Origin of the sequence: Barnesiella sp. ET7 (assembly GCF_024733785.1) — a bacterium.
Taxonomy (GTDB): Bacteria; Bacteroidota; Bacteroidia; order Bacteroidales; family Barnesiellaceae; genus Barnesiella; species Barnesiella merdigallinarum.
Window position 1 is genome coordinate 46,743 of sequence record NZ_JANRHM010000020.1, and the last position, 17,134, is coordinate 63,876.

General features: G+C 54.7%; 14 protein-coding genes. 12 read left to right on the top strand and 2 right to left on the bottom strand.

Annotation, left to right across the window (positions count from 1 at the left end; genetic code table 11):
• Positions 1–21 precede the first annotated feature (21 nt).
• The 9 genes from NW211_RS11900 to NW211_RS11940 all read left to right on the top strand — a co-directional run bounded on the left by NW211_RS11900 (position 22) and on the right by NW211_RS11940 (position 9,733).
• Positions 22–732, top strand: coding sequence for an MBL fold metallo-hydrolase (locus tag NW211_RS11900; protein ID WP_258327963.1), 711 nt, complete (start codon positions 22–24; stop codon positions 730–732).
• Between the two features lie 36 nt (positions 733–768).
• Positions 769–1,149: a VOC family protein gene (locus tag NW211_RS11905; RefSeq protein WP_087409144.1), complete on the top strand. Its 381-nt coding sequence runs from the start codon at positions 769–771 to the stop codon at positions 1,147–1,149.
• 219 nt (positions 1,150–1,368) lie between these two features.
• Entirely contained in the window at positions 1,369–2,805 is a 1,437-nt protein-coding gene (locus NW211_RS11910; protein WP_258327964.1) for a carbon starvation protein A, read from the top strand.
• 1 nt (position 2,806) lies between these two features.
• Complete coding sequence (locus NW211_RS11915) at positions 2,807–3,649, top strand: histidinol-phosphatase (protein ID WP_258327965.1); 843 nt, start codon at positions 2,807–2,809, stop codon at positions 3,647–3,649.
• Positions 3,650–3,763: 114 nt separating this feature from the next.
• Positions 3,764–7,198 (top strand): isoleucine--tRNA ligase, encoded by a 3,435-nt coding sequence (gene ileS, locus NW211_RS11920; RefSeq protein ID WP_258327966.1) that lies wholly within the window; start codon positions 3,764–3,766, stop codon positions 7,196–7,198.
• A gap of 100 nt (positions 7,199–7,298) precedes the next feature.
• Positions 7,299–7,682, top strand: coding sequence for a TraR/DksA C4-type zinc finger protein (locus NW211_RS11925; protein ID WP_025277464.1), 384 nt, complete (start codon positions 7,299–7,301; stop codon positions 7,680–7,682).
• Positions 7,683–7,850: 168 nt separating this feature from the next.
• Positions 7,851–8,480, top strand: coding sequence for a lipoprotein signal peptidase (locus NW211_RS11930; protein ID WP_258327967.1), 630 nt, complete (start codon positions 7,851–7,853; stop codon positions 8,478–8,480).
• A gap of 4 nt (positions 8,481–8,484) precedes the next feature.
• Positions 8,485–9,333 carry a DUF4296 domain-containing protein gene (locus NW211_RS11935; RefSeq protein ID WP_087409139.1) on the top strand — a complete coding sequence of 283 codons (849 nt, stop codon included), beginning with the start codon at positions 8,485–8,487 and terminating at the stop codon, positions 9,331–9,333.
• A gap of 16 nt (positions 9,334–9,349) precedes the next feature.
• Positions 9,350–9,733: a hypothetical protein gene (locus tag NW211_RS11940; protein WP_258327968.1), complete on the top strand. Its 384-nt coding sequence runs from the start codon at positions 9,350–9,352 to the stop codon at positions 9,731–9,733.
• 227 nt (positions 9,734–9,960) lie between these two features.
• Here NW211_RS11940 and gdhA read toward each other — a convergent pair whose 3' ends face one another.
• Positions 9,961–11,295, bottom strand: a complete 1,335-nt coding sequence (gene gdhA / locus NW211_RS11945) for an NADP-specific glutamate dehydrogenase (protein WP_258327969.1) — start codon at positions 11,293–11,295, stop codon at positions 9,961–9,963.
• Between the two features lie 178 nt (positions 11,296–11,473).
• On the opposite strand from gdhA, the gene NW211_RS11950 reads away from it, so the two are divergent.
• Genes NW211_RS11950 through NW211_RS11960 form a run of 3 tightly spaced genes read left to right on the top strand, consistent with a single transcriptional unit; the run spans position 11,474 to position 16,837 of the window.
• Positions 11,474–14,458: a PEP/pyruvate-binding domain-containing protein gene (locus tag NW211_RS11950; protein ID WP_258327970.1), complete on the top strand. Its 2,985-nt coding sequence runs from the start codon at positions 11,474–11,476 to the stop codon at positions 14,456–14,458.
• 3 nt (positions 14,459–14,461) lie between these two features.
• Entirely contained in the window at positions 14,462–16,336 is a 1,875-nt protein-coding gene (locus NW211_RS11955) for a hypothetical protein (RefSeq protein ID WP_258327971.1), read from the top strand.
• Positions 16,337–16,351: 15 nt separating this feature from the next.
• On the top strand, positions 16,352–16,837 hold the full coding sequence (locus NW211_RS11960) for a pyridoxamine 5'-phosphate oxidase family protein (protein ID WP_258327972.1): 486 nt from the start codon (positions 16,352–16,354) through the stop codon (positions 16,835–16,837).
• Between the two features lie 10 nt (positions 16,838–16,847).
• Here the strand turns inward: NW211_RS11960 and NW211_RS11965 are convergent.
• Positions 16,848–17,134 (bottom strand): hypothetical protein (locus tag NW211_RS11965; protein ID WP_258327973.1); only part of this gene is annotated, 287 nt, incomplete at its 5' end.

Below are 17,134 nucleotides of genomic sequence, written 5' to 3' on the forward strand. Positions count from 1 at the left end.
TTTCATGAAAAGTGTAAGAAGATGAAACTGACCTATCTTTTTCACAGTGGCTTTTTGCTCGAGGCCGATGGCTTTGCCGTCGTTTTCGACTACTATCGCGGGGGCGAGGCCATCCTCGACGAGGTGCTTCGCCGTGGCGAGCCGCTCTATGTGCTGGTGTCGCACGAGCATCGCGACCACTACAACCCCGAGATATTGAACTGGAGCCGGCTGAACAGCCGCATCTGCTACCTGTTTCCCCGCGAGATGGACAGCCGCAGCGAGTTGGTCCATCTGCCCAACGCGGCATTTTTGAGCCGGGGCGAGTCGTTTGCCGACGAGCGGGTGCGGGTGACCGCCTTCGGGTCGACCGACCTGGGCGCCTCTTTCGAGGTCGAGACCGGCGGCCGTGTGATATTTCATGCCGGTGACCTGAACAACTGGCACTGGACGGACGAGTCGACCGAGGAGGAGGTGCGCGAAGCCGAGGCCGCCTATCGGGCCGAGCTCGACTACCTGGGGCAGACGGTGGCCCGGTTCGACGTGGCCATGTTTCCCGTCGATGCCCGGCTGGGTAGCGACTACATGCGGGGCGCCCGGCAGTTTGTCGAGCGGTTCGAGGTAGGGCTCTTCGTGCCCATGCACTTCTATCCCGCAGTCGCCAAGGCCGAAGCCTTTGCACCCATAGCCCGGCAGCACGGGGTCGACTTCGTGCTGTTGAGCCATACGGGCGACAGTGTGACTATTCAATAACTATTCTATAATCATTCTATAATTTATACTACGACTATGGAGATAAAATCGAAATTCGACCATTTCAATGTAAATGTGACCGACCTCGACCGCAGCATCGCCTTCTATCACAAGGCGTTGGGCTTTCATGAGGTAAGCCGTAAAGAGGCTGCCGACGGCTCGTTCGTGCTGGTCTATCTCTCCGACGGCGTGTCGCCCTTCCTGCTCGAACTCACCTGGTTGCGCGACCACGACCAGCCCTATGAACTGGGCGAGAACGAGAGCCACCTGTGTGTGCGGGTCGAGGGCGACTACGACCAGGTGCGGGCCTTCCACAAGGAGATGGGCTGCGTCTGCTTCGAAAACGAAGCAATGGGGCTCTACTTCATTCACGACCCCGACGACTATTGGATCGAGGTGCTCCCGGTGAAGGAGTGAATAGCGTCATAAAAACTTAGGAAGCTGTCATTCTCGCAGGAATGGCGGCTTTTTTCTTTTGAATAGGTTGTCGGAATGATAAAAAGGTTTTACCTTTGTACGATTCCATGAAAAAGAGGCGATAAAGATTTCGTTCGATTTGTATCAATGGCATTTTGAAAGAGTGCGAGATTCTTCTTTCGTGAAAGAGTATTTGACAAGCAGAAGTATATTTGTAGTATGATAACCTTTTGTATTGCCCTGTTGCTGCTGGTTGCAGGCTATTTTGTGTATGGTGCCTGGGTCGAGAAGGTGTTTGGCGTAGAGCCGAGCCGGACGACCCCCGCCTATGCTTCGACCGACGGGATTGACTATATCCCCATGCCCACGTGGAAAGTTTTCCTCATACAGTTCCTCAACATCGCCGGGCTGGGCCCTATCTTCGGGGCTATCATGGGAATCCTCTACGGTCCTTCGGCCTACCTGTGGATTGTCTTCGGTACCATCTTCGGTGGAGCCGTGCACGACTATCTGTCGGGTATGCTCTCGGTGCGGCGCAACGGCGCCAGCCTTCCCGAACTCGTAGGAGACGAACTGGGAGTGGGCATCAAGCAGGTGATGCGGGTATTCTCGCTGCTCCTGATGGTGCTTGTGGGGGCTGTCTTTGTCATCAATCCTGCCAATCTGCTCGACCTGCTCACGGGCGAAGGTACCACCACGACCCTGTGGGTTGCCATCATCTTTGGCTACTATATACTGGCTACGCTGCTGCCTATCGACAAGCTCATCGGGCGGCTCTACCCGATTTTCGGGTTTGCCCTGCTCTTTATGGCCATCGGCATCATGGTGTCGCTTTTCCTGCGCCCTGACAGTCTACCCGAGTTTACCGAAGCCATGGCCTACACCCGGCCCGATGCCGACGTGAATCCCATATTCCCCATGATGTTCATCTCGATAGCGTGTGGAGCCATATCGGGCTTTCACGCTACCCAGTCGCCCATGATGGCCCGCTGCCTGAAAAACGAGAAGATGGGCCGCCGGGTATTCTATGGCGCCATGGTGGTCGAGGGTATCGTGGCCCTCATCTGGGCGGCTGCCGCCATCGCCTTCTTCGACGGGTCGTTTGCCGCGCTCTCCGACTATCTGACGGGTAAGACCCCGGCTATTCTGGTCAACGACATATCGGTAGGGTGGTTGGGTACCTTCGGCGGTATTCTGGCCATGCTCGGTGTGATTGCCGCTCCCATTACTTCGGGCGATACGGCTCTGCGGTCGGCCCGGTTGATTGCGGCCGATTTCCTGCACATCTCCCAGAAGAAGATACGCAACCGGGTGCTGGTGTCGCTCCCCATCTTTGCCCTGGCCTGGCTGGTGATGATGATCGACTTCGAGGTGCTGTGGCGTTACTTCGCCTGGTGCAACCAGACGTTGGCCGTCTTCACCCTGTGGGCCCTCACCGTGTGGTTGGCCCGCGAACGCAAATGCTATTGGATTACCTTTGTCCCGGCCCTGTTTATGACCCTGGTGACGGTTACCTATATACTCTTTGCCCGCGAAGGGTTCAGGCTTCCCTATGGCATCTCGCTGGGCGCCGCCTTTGTCGTCACGCTGGCGATAACCGTTTTGTTCGTTCGGTTCAAACGCTCGCTGCCGGGCCGTGAATCTTTAAGAAGATAATATGAATCTGTTGACCAATTATCATTCGCATTGTGAGTTTTGTGACGGGCACGCCCCCATGGCCGACTTTGTCGAGGAGGCCGTTGCCGAGGGCTTTGCCTCGTACGGCATATCGTCGCACGCCCCCTTCCCGGTGGCCAACAACTGCAACATGCACCGGGAGCGGCTGGTCGACTATCTCGATGAGTTCCATCGGCTTAAATCGCTCTATGCGTCGAAGATAGAGCTTTATGTGGGGCTCGAAATCGACTTTCTCGACGACACCTTCAACCCCTCGATTCCCTACTTTCAGGAGCTGCCGCTCGACTATCGCATCGGGTCGGTGCACTACATTGTCACCCCCGACGGAACTCCTATCGACACCGACGGATCTTCCGACCGCTTCAGAGGCTACGTCGATACCTATTTCGGGGGCGATGTCGACGAGGCGGTGCGTCGCTTCTACCGCAGTTCGTTCCGCCTGATCGAGTTGGGCGGGTTCGACTTTCTGGGGCACCTCGACAAGATTGGGCTCAATGCCTCGCTCTATCGGCCCGGCCTTGACCGTGAGGCGTGGTACCGGCGGCTGGTGAACGACTACCTCGAGGCAATCGCTTCGCGCCACCTGCTGGTCGAGGTCAACACCAAGGCCTTTGCCACGCGCGGCCGCTTCTTCCCCAACGAAGACTATTTCGAGCAGATGCACCGGATGGGCATCCGGGTGGTCGTCAACTCCGATGCACACTATCCGGCCAAAATCAATGCCGGCCGCCCCGAAGCCCTGCACGCCTTGGCCCGTGCCGGCTACACCGCCGTGTGGCAGTTGAGCCGGGGCGAGTGGGTAGAGGCTCCGCTCGACTTGTAACGGGGTCGTATGATTTTCTTTCGGAAAAGAATATAAAGCTGTTTCTTTCATGGTTACAGCTTTTTTTTGTATCTTCGTGCCGATTTTTTTAAGTAAATATTATTTCAGAAATATATGGGCAAGAAATTCACCGAATATTCTCACTTCGACCTCTCTGAAATCAACAAGGAGGTTCTGAATCAGTGGGATAAGCAAGATCTTTTTCATCAGAGTTTGGAAACCCGCGAAGGTTGTCCTTCGTTTGTATTCTACGAGGGTCCCCCCTCGGCCAACGGTATGCCGGGTATTCACCACGTAATGGCTCGCTCCATCAAGGATATTTTCTGCCGTTACAAGACCATGAAGGGATTTCAGGTGATGCGTAAGGCCGGTTGGGATACCCATGGTCTGCCCGTAGAGTTGGGTGTGGAAAAGGCGCTGGGCATTACCAAGGAAGACATCGGTAAGACCATTTCGGTGGCCGACTACAACGCTACCTGCCGCAAAGATGTGATGAAGTTTACCCGCGAGTGGGAAGACCTCACGCACCGTATGGGTTACTGGGTAGATATGAAGAACCCCTACATCACCTACGACAACCGTTATATCGAGACGCTGTGGTGGCTGCTCAAGCAACTCTACAACAAACACTACCTCTACAAGGGATACACCATTCAGCCCTATTCGCCTGCTGCCGGTACCGGCCTCAGCTCGCACGAGCTCAACCAGCCCGGTTGCTACCGCGATGTGAAGGATACAACCTGTATCGCACAATTCAAGATTCGCAATCCGCGTCCCGAGATGGCGGCTTTCGGTGAGCCCTATTTCCTGGCATGGACCACGACGCCTTGGACTTTGCCCTCCAACACGGCGCTGTGCGTAGGTCCCAATATCGACTATAATCTGGTACAGACATACAATCCCTATACCGGTGCGCCCATCAGCGTGATTGTGGCAAAGGTACTCGTGCCCACGCTCTTCAACGCCAAGGCTGCCGCCCTGGAGCTCGACGCCTACAAGCCGGGCGACAAACTCATCCCCTGGAAAGTCGTAGCCGAATACAAGGGCAGCGACCTGGCCGGCATGGAGTATGAGCAACTGTTGCCGTGGGTAAATCCCGGCAAGGGCGCTTTCCGTGTAATCACGGGCGACTTTGTGACTACTGAAGACGGTACCGGTATCGTGCACATTGCACCTACGTTCGGTGCCGACGACGACCGGGTGGCTAAAGCCAGCGGCGTGCCCCCGTTGATGATGCTCGACAAGGACGGCAACCGCCGGCCTATGGTCGACATGACCGGTAAGTTCTACCTGCTCGAAGACCTCGATCCCGAGTTTGTGAAGGAGAATGTCAACGTAGAGGCTTACCGCGAGTATGCCGGCCGTTTCGTGAAGAACGCCTACGACCCGGCACTGACCGAGGACGACGCTACGCTCGACATCGACATCTGTGTGATGTTGAAGCAGACCAACAAGGTGTTCAAAATCGAGAAGCACGTACACAGCTATCCCCACTGCTGGCGTACCGACAAACCGGTGCTCTACTATCCCCTTGACAGCTGGTTCATCCGCACCACGGCTTGCCGCGACCGCATGATTGAGCTCAACAACACCATCAACTGGAAACCGCAGTCGACCGGTTCGGGCCGGTTCGGCAAATGGCTCGAGAATCTGCAGGACTGGAACCTCTCGCGCAGCCGCTACTGGGGTACCCCGTTGCCCATCTGGCGCACCGAGGACGGCAGCGAAGAGATTTGCATCGGTTCGGTCGAGGAGCTCTACAACGAAATCGAAAAGGCTATCGCCGCCGGTGTGATGACCGAGAATCCCTACAAGAAACAGGGTTTCGTACCGGGCGAATATACGGCCGAAAACTACAACAAGATAGATTTGCACCGTCCCTACGTCGACGACATCGTGCTCGTTTCGCCTTCGGGCAAACCCATGAAGCGCGAGAGCGACCTCATCGACGTGTGGTTCGACTCGGGTGCCATGCCCTATGCCCAGATACACTATCCGTTTGAGAACAAGGAGGCCTTTGACAAACGCGAGGTTTATCCCGCCGACTTCATTGCCGAGGGTGTGGACCAGACGCGTGGCTGGTTCTTCACGCTGCACGCCATCGCCGCGATGGTATTCGACAGCGTGGCCTACAAGGCCGTAGTCTCCAACGGTCTCGTGCTCGACAAGAACGGCAACAAGATGTCGAAGCGATTGGGCAATGCCGTCGACCCCTTCAGCACCATCGAAAAATATGGTTCCGACCCGCTGCGCTGGTACATGATTACCAACTCGTCGCCGTGGGATAACCTCAAGTTCGACTTCGACGGCATCGAAGAGGTGCGCCGCAAATTCTTCGGCACCCTGTACAACACCTATTCGTTCTTTGCCCTCTATGCCAATGTCGACGGCTTCACCTTTGCCGAGCCCGAGATTCCCGTAGAGAAGCGTCCCGAGATTGACCGCTGGATTATCTCGCTGCTCAACTCGCTCATCAAGGAGGTAGACGAGCAGCTCTCGGCCTACGAGCCCACCCGTGCCGGACGTGCCATCTCCGACTTTGTAAACGACAACCTCAGCAACTGGTATGTGCGCCTGAACCGGAAACGCTTCTGGGGCGGTGCCATGACCGACGACAAGCTCTCGGCCTACCAGACCCTCTATACCTGCCTCGAGACGGTTGCCAAACTGATGGCGCCTATTGCCCCCTTCTATGCCGACCGCCTCTACACCGACCTCACTACGGCCACCGGCCGCGACAACCGTTCGGTACATCTGGCCAACTTCCCCGTAAGTTGCGACTGCTATATCGACTCGGCACTCGAGGAGCGCATGCAGATTGCCCAGAGCATGACCTCGATGGTACTGGCTTTGCGTCGTAAAGTCAACATCAAGGTGCGCCAGCCGCTCACGACCCTCATGGTGCCGGTTCTCAACCAGGACCAGCAGGCTCATATCGAGGCCGTAAAAGACCTGATATTGAGCGAGGTGAACGTGAAGGAAATGAAGTTTGTCGACAACGCCGCCGGCATACTGGTGAAACGCGTGAAACCCGACTTCAAGAAACTGGGCCCGCGCTACGGCAAAATCATGAAGCTGCTGGCTGCTGCCATTGCCGCCATGTCGCAACCCGATATTGCCGAGTTCGAGAAGAACGGTTCGTTTACCTTCGACATCGACGGCCAGCAGGCTACCATCGAGAAGGGCGACGTAGAGGTGATTTCGGAAGATATTCCCGGCTGGCTGGTAGCCAACGAGGGTAACCTCACCGTGGCACTCGACATTACCGTGACCGACGAGTTGCGTCGCGAGGGTGTGGCCCGCGAACTGGTGAACCGCATTCAGAACATCCGCAAGACCTCGGGCTTCGATATTACCGACAAGATCGACGTCTACATCGCTTCGAACGAAGAGACCGACCAGGCCGTGAAGGAGTATCGCGACTACATGTCGCGCCAGGTGCTGGCCAATACCTTCGAGATTGTCGACACGCTCTCGGGCGAGGGTGTCAGCGAGTTGGATTTCGACACCTTCAAGGTAAATATCAAAATTGTTAAATCCGTGAAATAATAGAGAGCCATAGTAATATTTCTGTTATATTTGACCTGACGTAAGGCACCCCCGGAGGGGGATGAACCGATGGAATGTGTAACTTTAACCAATAATAATTATGAGTGAAAAAACACGCTATTCCGACGCCGAGTTGGAAGAGTTTAGACAGATTATCAACGAGAAGCTCGAGAAGGCTTATCGGGATTATGATTTGCTGAAAGCCTCGATTATGAATACCGACGGTAACGATGTAACCGACACGTCGCCCACATTCAAGGTGCTGGAGGAGGGTGCAAGTACGCTTTCCAAGGAAGAGGCCGGACAGTTGGCTCAACGTCAGATGAAATTTATACAACATTTGCAGGCTGCACTCGTGCGCATCGAGAACAAGACCTATGGTATCTGCCGCGAAACCGGCAAGCTGATTCCCAAAGAGAGACTCCGGGCTGTTCCTCATGCCACGCTGGGCATAGATGCGAAGGTAGATGGACGCAAAAAATAAGTGGGCCGCGCTTTTGCCTGTCGGCTCCCTGCGGGAAGCCGCGGGACGGTATGCCCGTTTTACGAAACTTATCGAAGCGATATGCTGATACAATTCGACCTTCGGTCGCTCTTCTCGCCGTAGAAAAGCACGAAGGTCGAATCTGTTTTTTTGAAAAAGAGAGAAAAGATGAAGAAATTGACCAAAGGCCAGATTGCCCTCGTGGTGATTGTGCTTGTACTCATTATCGACCAGGTCGTGAAGATATGGGTGAAAACCCACATGTATATAGGCCAGGCCATTCATGTGACCGACTGGTTCTACATTGCCTTTATCGAGAACAACGGTATGGCGTTCGGTATGGAGGTGGGTAGCAAACTGTTCCTTACGCTGTTCCGCATCGTAGCTGTCGTGTTGCTGGTGTGGGTCTTGTGGCGGGTGAAGAACAAGCCGCAGATGCCCACGGGCTTTATTGTCTGTCTGGCCCTGATTATCGCCGGAGCGGCCGGCAACATATTCGACTGTCTGTTCTACGGGCTGTTGTTCGACAATCCCATGCCGCCGATGGTGGCCTCGTTTGTCCCGGGCGAGGGGTATGCCGGGCTCTTCTATGGGCGTGTGGTCGATATGCTCTATTTCCCGCTCTTCAGTTTCTACTGGCCCGACTGGATGCCGTGGATCGGCGGGGAGCGTTTCGAGTTCTTCCGCCCGGTCTTCAACATAGCCGACTCGGCCATCTCGGTCGGTGTCGTATGTCTCATTCTGTTTTATCACCGCTATCTCTCTACCGACCACAAGAAGGAGGCCAAACCGCAGTAACGATATGAGAAAGCTGGTATATCTCGTCATGGCGCTTTTCGTGCTGGCTGCCTGCAGTCACGACCCCGACTATGTAATCGGAAAAAAGAAGATGGTCGATGTGCTGGTCGACGTGCACAAGGCCGAGGCCGTAATCGAATCGAACTACAACCTGTACAGCAGCAATGCCGACAAGAAGAAGTTGCGCGAGGCGGTTTTCTTGAAGCACGGCATCACGCAGGAGCAGTTCGATACCAACCTGGTGTGGTACGGGCATCATATCGAAGATTACATGGCGATATACGAGCAGGTGATAGAACGGCTCCAGACCGAGAACGACGAGGCCAAGAAACTGCTGGCCGAGGAGAACTCGCAGACCATGTCGCAACCCGGCGACAGTGTGGATGTGTGGAAACAGAAGCGGGCTCATGTATTCGATACGCGACAGGCCTCCAATCTGCTCGCTTTCGAAATCGTGCCCGACGAGAACTTCCGCATTCGCGACTACTTCGAGTTGCGGTTCAAGGTGCTTTTCATGCCCCGTTTGGCGGTGAAGCCGCAGGTCTACATGGCCATACGGCACAGCAACAACGATATTGTCTACAATCAGGTCGATGTCGATCGGGAGGGGTGGTGCACGCTGCCGTTGCAGTCCGACTCCGTGGCCTCGTTGCAGCGCCTCTTCGGATATGTCGTGTTACCCGTTCAGCCGGTACCGTCGGCTATGTATGTCGACAGTCTGTCGCTCATCCGGCGCCACTACAACAACCGCATTCCGGCGGTAAGCGGGCAGAAGTCGCTGCCCGAACGACCCGTCGAAAACAAGTCGGGGAATCGTGCACCGATAAGAAAATTAGGAAACTTGAAAAAATAGCTCCAGATTAGCAATTATGAAAAAAGGATTCTTCTCACATCAGTTATGTTACAGACGCTCTCTGTTGAACAAGCATATTCTCTACCTGACCATAGACAATAGGGTAGACAACATATTGCCTTTTCAGCGCGAGGTGTCGTTGACCACTTTTTGTGAAGGAGTGCTTTTTGTCGTTTCGCTCGATTTTGAATCTGAGAAGGATGAGTTTTGCCGCACCATACGCGAGCAGTTGGAGGCTAACCGGTTGCTTACCGTGGGCGAAGCCATCATTCAGAATCCCGTCTATTTGCGCCACATGGCCGACGATGTGCATCCGTGCAGTCTCTATACCATTACCTCGATCAACTGGGCTACGGCTCGGTTGCGCGACGATCGTCTCGATTTGGTGAAGGTGCTCTGAGCGAATTGCGGCTTCGGTGCGTCGGCTTTCACTGGTCGATGGAGCAGGAGGGGTACCCCCGTTTCACGGGCGTGGTCTCCAAGGCTTCTGTTCGGTGCGGATTATCTGCAGGTGGCGATACCATTGTGCGCAATACAAGTACAGAAACAAAAATAGGAAGATAAAAAGAGAGCGGCCCCCCGTGTGGGGTCGCTCTCTCTGTATAGATGGTTTGTCGGTTTCCTTGATTAGATGACACCTTGAGCCATCATGGCTTTGGCCACCTTCATAAAGCCGGCGATGTTGGCGCCCTTCATGTAGTTGATGTAGCCGTCGGGTTCGGTACCGTATTTCACGCACTGGGCGTGGATGTCGCTCATGATCGTGTGCAGGCGTTGGTCAACCTCTTCGGCCGTCCACGAAATGTGCATGGCGTTTTGAGTCATCTCCAGACCCGAGGTAGCTACGCCGCCGGCGTTGACAGCCTTGCCCGGACCGTACATGATACGGTGTTTGATGAAGAGGTCGATAGCCTCGGGACGGCAACCCATGTTCGAAATTTCGCCCACGCAGATGACGCCGTTCTCGATCAGCTTCTTGGCATCCTCTTCGTCAAGCTCGTTCTGGGTAGCGCAAGGCAGAGCGATGTCGACCTTCTGTTCCCAGGGACGTTTGCCGGGGAAGAATTGCACGCCGTATTTCTCGGCATAGGGAGCTACGATGTCTTCGCCCGAAGCACGCAACTCGAGCATGTAGTCGATCTTCTCGCCCGAGATTCCGTCGGGGTCATATACATAACCGTCGGGGCCCGATATGGTAACCACCTTGGCGCCCAGTTGGGTAGCTTTCGAAGCAGCACCCCAGGCCACGTTGCCGAAGCCGCTGATGGCGATGCGTTTGCCGGCGATGTCGATACCCTTGGTAGCCAACATCTGTTTTACGAAGTAGAGACCTCCGTAACCGGTAGCCTCGGGACGGATGAGCGAACCGCCGAATTCGAGGCCCTTGCCCGTGAATGTACCGGTGTGCTCGTGGGTGAGTTTCTTGTACATGCCGAACATGTAGCCCACCTCGCGGCCGCCTACGCCTATATCGCCGGCCGGTACGTCGGTGTCGGGGCCCAGATGGCGCCACAACTCCAGCATGAAGGCCTGGCAGAAGCGCATGACCTCAGCGTCGGATTTGCCGCGCGGACTGAAGTCCGAACCACCTTTGGCACCGCCCATGGGCAGCGTGGTAAGTGCATTTTTGAAAGTTTGCTCGAATCCGAGGAATTTCAATATAGAGAGGTTTACCGATGCGTGGAATCGAATGCCGCCTTTGTACGGGCCGATGGCATTGTTGAATTGTACGCGGTAGCCCAGGTTTACCTGTATGTCGCCGTTATCGTCTACCCAGGGTACTTTGAAGGTAACGATTCGGTCGGGTTCGACAAGCCGCTCGATCAGTTTGGCTTTTTCGAACTCGGGGTGTTGGTTGTATACCTCTTCGATAGAGAGTAACACCTCGTGTACCGCTTGTAAATACTCCGACTCACCGGGGTGCTTTGCCTCCAATGATGTCATGATGTGCTCGATGTTCATAGTCGCGATATTGTTAAGTTAAATTCTTGGTTGGGTACCTCCTTGGGAGAGATACTCGTTTCTCTTATTGCAAATGTACATAATTCTATGGATAAAAAAATTTTTTTTACTACTTTTGAACAATTAAATCGTAATAAAGTGGAATGGCATTTTGTAAGCCAAAATCGACAATAGAACAATGAATCGGCCAAATATAAATCAATTATACTTGAAAGATACCTCTTTTGCTAACTTAATGCAAAAAAGGGTCTTCAATGTCTTACTTGTTGCGAGCCGTTACGACGCCTTTATCATGGAGGAAGACGGGCGGGTCGAAGAGCAGATTTACTTCGAATATGTGTCGCTGAACCTGAGTTCTCCCCCGCGGGTGAAGCAGGTGACGACCAACGAAGAGGCCTTCGAAGAGCTGGCCATGAAGCGCTACGACCTCATCATTACCATGCCGGGGGTCGACTGTTCCGAGACCTTCACCCAGGCCAAGGCCATGAAGCGCCTCTATCCTTATATACCTATTGTGGTGCTCACCCCCTTCTCTCACGAGGTGTCGAGGCGCATTGCCAAGGAAGACCTGAGCGGTGTCGACTACGTGTTCAGCTGGTTGGGCAACGTAGACCTGCTGGTGGCTATCATCAAGCTCATCGAAGACAAGATGAATGCCGAGGTCGACATCACCTCGGTGGGGGTGCAGCTCATCCTGCTGGTCGAGGACTCCATCCGGTTCTACTCCTCCATATTGCCCCACCTCTATAACTTTGTGCTGAAGCAGTCGCAGATATTCTCGACCGAGGCGCTGAACGAGCACGAACGCATGTTGCGCATGCGGGGGCGCCCCAAGGTGATGCTGGCCCGTACCTACGAGGAGGCCATGCAGATTTACGAGAAATACTCGGGCAATATGCTGGGCATCATCTCCGATGTGTCGTTTATCCGGGCCGGGGTGAAAGACAAGAAGGCCGGCATCAAGTTCTGCTCCTATGTGCGCTCGTGCGACCCCTATCTGCCGCTCATCATCGAGTCGTCGGAGTGGGAGAACCACAAGGATGCCATTCGGCTGAACGCCTCGTTCCTCGACAAGAACTCCAAGAAACTGCCGGTCGATTTGCGGAAGACGATTCTGAAAAATTTCGGTTTTGGCGACTTCACCTTTATCAACCCCCACACGGGCGAACCGATTGTCACCATCAAGAATCTCAAGGACCTGCAGGACAATATCGACATCATCCCCGACGAGTCGCTCTACTATCACGCGTCGCGCAACCACATATCGCGCTGGCTCTATTCGCGGGCCATATTCCCTATGGCCGAGGCGTTGCAGCCGCGCCGCATTACCGACCTGAGCGAGATTTCCGAAATTAGGCAGCTCATCTTCGACGCCATCGTGCAGTACCGCAAGATGAAGAACCGGGGGGTCGTGGCCATCTTCAAGCGCGACCGTTTCGACAAGTACTCCAACTTTGCCCGCATCGGCGAAGGATCGTTGGGTGGTAAGGGGCGTGGTCTGGCCTTTATCGACGCCATGATCAAGCGAAACCCCATCTTCGACGACATCGAGGGGGTGAATGTGACGGTGCCCAAGACCGTGGTGCTCTGTACCGATATATTCGACACTTTTATGGAGAGCAACAACCTCTATCAGGTGGCGCTCTCCGATATACCCGACGAAGAGATTCTGGAGCAGTTTCTCAAGGCCAAACTCTCCGATGAGTTGAAGCCCGACCTGCTGGCCTTCTTCGACGTGGTGGGCAAACCTATTGCCGTGCGTTCGTCGAGCCTGCTCGAAGATTCGCACTATCAACCCTTCGCCGGCATCTATTCGACCTACATGATTCCGGCTCTCGACGACAAGGAGGAGATGCTGCGGCTGGTGCTCGACGCCGTGAAAGCCGTCTACGCCTCGGTATTCTATGCCGACAGCAAGGCCTATATGACGGCCACCTCCAACGTCATCGACCAGGAGAAGATGGCCATCATCCTGCAAGAGGTGGTGGGCAACCAGTATGGCGACCGCTATTACCCGTCGTTTGCCGGGGTAGGGCGCTCGATCAACTACTATCCCATCAACGACGAGAAGGCCGAGGATGGCGTGGTCGATTTGGCTGTCGGTCTGGGCAAATACATTGTCGACGGCGGCCGCAGTCTGCGCTTCTCGCCCCGGCACCCTAACAAGATATTGCAAACCAGCACCCTCGACCTGGCGCTGCGCGATACACAGACTCGCTTTTATGCGCTGGACATGAAGCGGAGCGAAAAGAATTTCTCGATTGACGACGGCTTCAATCTGCTCAAACTCTCGGTGCGCGATGCTGAGAAGGATAACTCGCTGCGGCTGATGGTTTCGACTTACGACCCGATGGACCAGATTATTCGAGACGGCTATTACGAGGGTGGCCGCAAGGTGGTTACCTTCGCCAATATACTCAAGCACAATGCTTTTCCGTTGGCACCCATTCTCGATACGATGCTCACGGTGGGCAGTCGCGAGATGGGACGCCCGGTCGAAATCGAGTTTGCCGGACTGCTCGGTACGAGCGGGAATCCGGGTACGGTCTATTGGTTGCAGATACGGCCTATTGTCGACATGAAGGAGATGCTCAACGATAACGTGATGGATGTACCCGACGAAAAGACCATTTTGAAGAGCAATACCGCTCTGGGGCACGGCATCATGGACAACGTGCGTCATATCGTGTATGTGAAGTCGCAAAACTTCAAGGCTTCAAATAATGTCAATATAGCAAGAGAAATCGAGAAAATAAATCGTACCTTTACCGAGCGGGAAGAGTATTACATCTTGATAGGTCCTGGCCGGTGGGGCTCGAGCGACTCGTCGCTGGGTATTCCGGTCAAGTGGCCCCACATCTCGTCGGCACGGCTCATTGTCGAGTCGGCGCTAGATAACTATCGGATAGAACCGAGTCAAGGCACTCACTTCTTCCAGAATCTCACCTCGTTTGGGGTGGGCTATTTCACAGTCAACTCGTTTGCCGGCGATGGCTATTACGACGAGGCCTATCTCGACAGTCTGCCGGCGGTGTACGAATCGGCATCTTTGAGAATAGTGGAGTTTGAGAAACCTGTATTGATAGAGATTAACGGACGAAAGGGCAAGGGGCTGGTCACGAAACCGGGTCTGGACCTGAATGAAAATAAAAAAGAAGAATAAGTTATGTCGATATTTAAGAAAATGGGGAGAGCCTTGGGCTTCTCTGGCGAAGACGATGAAATGGAGTCGCAGCCCTATACGGCCGAAAACATTACGAATGCTTGTGTTCGTGAGCGGGAGTCGCAAGGTGAGCACGCCGAGTCGGCCGCTCCGGCAGAGCCGTCGCACAATACCGAGGTGCCCCGGTCCGAAGAGTCGGGCGAAATACAGTTGCCCGATGCCATGCTCGAGGTGATGGTCGAGATGCTCAACCGCTCGTTGCCCGAGTATGTCGTGGCCGCTCTCGATAAGGATGCCGAGAAAAAATACCTCTTCGAGCAGCTCGACGAGCCGTTCAAAAAGTTCGTGGCCGATGTCAATGCCCGTTCTCGCGAGTGGGTTGTCCGCAAGTGGGAGAACAAGCACAAGGCGTTGACGAAGGAGGTCGAGGAGGCTCGGGTCAAGGTGAAGGAGCTCGAGGAGCAGCGCAATGCCATGCAGAGCGCTCAGTTGAGTGCCGAGCGGCAGAAACGCGCCGTGACCGACAAGGTGCACGAGCTGGAGGCCCGTATCGCCACACTCGAAGCCGAGCGCGAGCAGTTCGATCTCGAGAACAAGAGTCTGGTCAATAAGCTGAAGGTCTCGACCGTCCATCAGGAAGAGGTCGACGCTGCCTATGCCGAGGTGGCCCAGTTGAGAGAAGAGCTGAAGAAACAGACCGGCAATTCGGCCGAAGCCGAGCAGCTCCGCAACGATTTGCAGCAGGCTCAGGTCGATTTGGCCGAAGCCCGAGAAAAGGAGCAGGAGGCGACGGTTCAGCTCGAGAAGGCTCGCGAAGAATTGGCCCGTCAGGAAGAGAAGATGGTTCAGTTGGTCAAACAGATAGAGACGCTCGAAGCCGACCTGGCCGAAGCCCGAGAAAAGGAACAGGAGGCGAAGGCTCAACTCGAGACGGTTCGCAAAGAGTTGGCCCGGCAAGACGAGATGATAGCTCAACAGACCAAACAGATAGAGGTCCTCGAAGCCGATTTAACCGAAGCGCGCAATGGCCTGAAGGTGGTCGACGAAGTCGAGGCCAAGCTCAAGCAGTTTGAGCAGGTCAAAGCCTCGAAAGACGACCGTATAGCGCAACTCTCCAAAACCGTACAGGAGTTGGGCGAGGCAAATGCCCGGTTGCAAACCCGGCTGGGCGAGATGGCGCAGCGCAACGAGCGGCTGGAGAGTCGGGCCCAGGAGGCTGCAACTCGACAGAGCGAACTCGATACCTTGAAAGCCGATTTGGAGAGTGCCAATGCTCTGGTAGCAGCCTTGCGCAACCAGCGTCAGGAGCTGTTGTCGCAGATGGAGGCCCTTCAGGCGGCAAAGCTCCTCGAGGAAAAGCCAGTGCCGACAGTCGATGTACCGCCTGTTGTGGAGAAACCAGAGCCTACGGTAATCAGTTTCGATACTCCGCAAAGCGATGAGCCCGAGGTTGAACCTGTCCCCGCAGTAGAACCGGTTTCCGAGCAGCCGGCCGAGTCTGTACCCGAATCGTTGCTGGAGACGGCTCCGCAATCCGATACACCTGTGCAACCGGAACAGCCCGAAGCTCCCCGGCAAGAGTCGGAACCCGAGCCCGAGGAGGAGCCTGCACAGCCGGTCGAGAAGCCGAAACCTGCCAGGAAATCCCGGCGCAAGCCCAAAGCGCCCGAGAAGGTCGAGGTCGACTCTGTCGACGACGATTTTCCGGGGCTCGACAGCTTCGGCGATAATTGGCTGATACCTACTCGGCCCGATACCCCCGAGATGATTGCCAAGCGCAAGGAAGAAGAGAAGAAGAGACGCGAAGCCGAAGAGCAGGCTGCGATGGAGCAAAAGAAGTCGCATCAGGTCGACCCTTCGCAAATGACCCTTTGGTAATAATACGGCAAACAGATGATTTACGACAACACCATGGTCCGTCGGCAAGATCGCTTGCTCGACGAACCTCGTGCCTGGGAGCTCTTGCAGAAAGGCGAGTATGGGCTCCTTTCTCTGGTCGATCTCCAGGGTAACCCCTATGGCATCCCCATCAATTATGTGTGGGATGGGCACGACCACATCTATTTGCACTGTGCTCCCGAAGGGAAAAAACTCAACTGCATCAAGCTGCATCGCGAGGCCTCGTTTTGTGTCGTAGGCCGCACGCATGTCGTGTCCGACAAGTTTACGACCGGCTACGAGAGTATAGTTGTCAAGTGTCGGGCACAAATCGGACTCTCGGCCGATGAGCGTCGACATGCCCTCCGGCTTTTCTTGGATAAGTATTCGCCCGACGATAAGGAAGTCGGGTTGAAGTATGCCGAGAAATCGTTTCATCGGACCGAAATCATCCGCCTCGACATCCAGGAGTTTAGCGGTAAACAGAAAAAAGTCGACTGACTCTTGCACTCTATACTCTATAAGTAGAGGAAAAAGGGTAGGGATATGTCCGGCTGTTTGCCGGGAGCTGGCAAAAACCTTCAAAAAAAAATTTTTTTGTAAGGTGCAGATCAATAGGCGATTGATGGCATCCTCGAAAATTTTTTGAAAAAAGTTGCTGAAAAATTTGGAAGGGAAAAGAAAAAGGGTGTATCTTTGCATCACTTTCGCCGCGAGAAAGGGCCGAAAAGACCTGACTCGGAAAGACGAAATAAAGTTCATTGACAAGACTGAAAAGAAGCAAGTGTAGTACAAGAG

Coding starts and splice junctions, on each gene's coding strand:
- NW211_RS11900 (WP_258327963.1), top strand. CDS start 22: ATGAAACTGACCTATCTTTTTCACAGTGGCTTTTTGCTCGAGGCCGAT.
- NW211_RS11905 (WP_087409144.1), top strand. CDS start 769: ATGGAGATAAAATCGAAATTCGACCATTTCAATGTAAATGTGACCGAC.
- NW211_RS11910 (WP_258327964.1), top strand. CDS start 1,369: ATGATAACCTTTTGTATTGCCCTGTTGCTGCTGGTTGCAGGCTATTTT.
- NW211_RS11915 (WP_258327965.1), top strand. CDS start 2,807: ATGAATCTGTTGACCAATTATCATTCGCATTGTGAGTTTTGTGACGGG.
- ileS (WP_258327966.1), top strand. CDS start 3,764: ATGGGCAAGAAATTCACCGAATATTCTCACTTCGACCTCTCTGAAATC.
- NW211_RS11925 (WP_025277464.1), top strand. CDS start 7,299: ATGAGTGAAAAAACACGCTATTCCGACGCCGAGTTGGAAGAGTTTAGA.
- NW211_RS11930 (WP_258327967.1), top strand. CDS start 7,851: ATGAAGAAATTGACCAAAGGCCAGATTGCCCTCGTGGTGATTGTGCTT.
- NW211_RS11935 (WP_087409139.1), top strand. CDS start 8,485: ATGAGAAAGCTGGTATATCTCGTCATGGCGCTTTTCGTGCTGGCTGCC.
- NW211_RS11940 (WP_258327968.1), top strand. CDS start 9,350: ATGAAAAAAGGATTCTTCTCACATCAGTTATGTTACAGACGCTCTCTG.
- gdhA (WP_258327969.1), bottom strand. CDS start 11,295: ATGAACATCGAGCACATCATGACATCATTGGAGGCAAAGCACCCCGGT.
- NW211_RS11950 (WP_258327970.1), top strand. CDS start 11,474: ATGAATCGGCCAAATATAAATCAATTATACTTGAAAGATACCTCTTTT.
- NW211_RS11955 (WP_258327971.1), top strand. CDS start 14,462: ATGTCGATATTTAAGAAAATGGGGAGAGCCTTGGGCTTCTCTGGCGAA.
- NW211_RS11960 (WP_258327972.1), top strand. CDS start 16,352: ATGATTTACGACAACACCATGGTCCGTCGGCAAGATCGCTTGCTCGAC.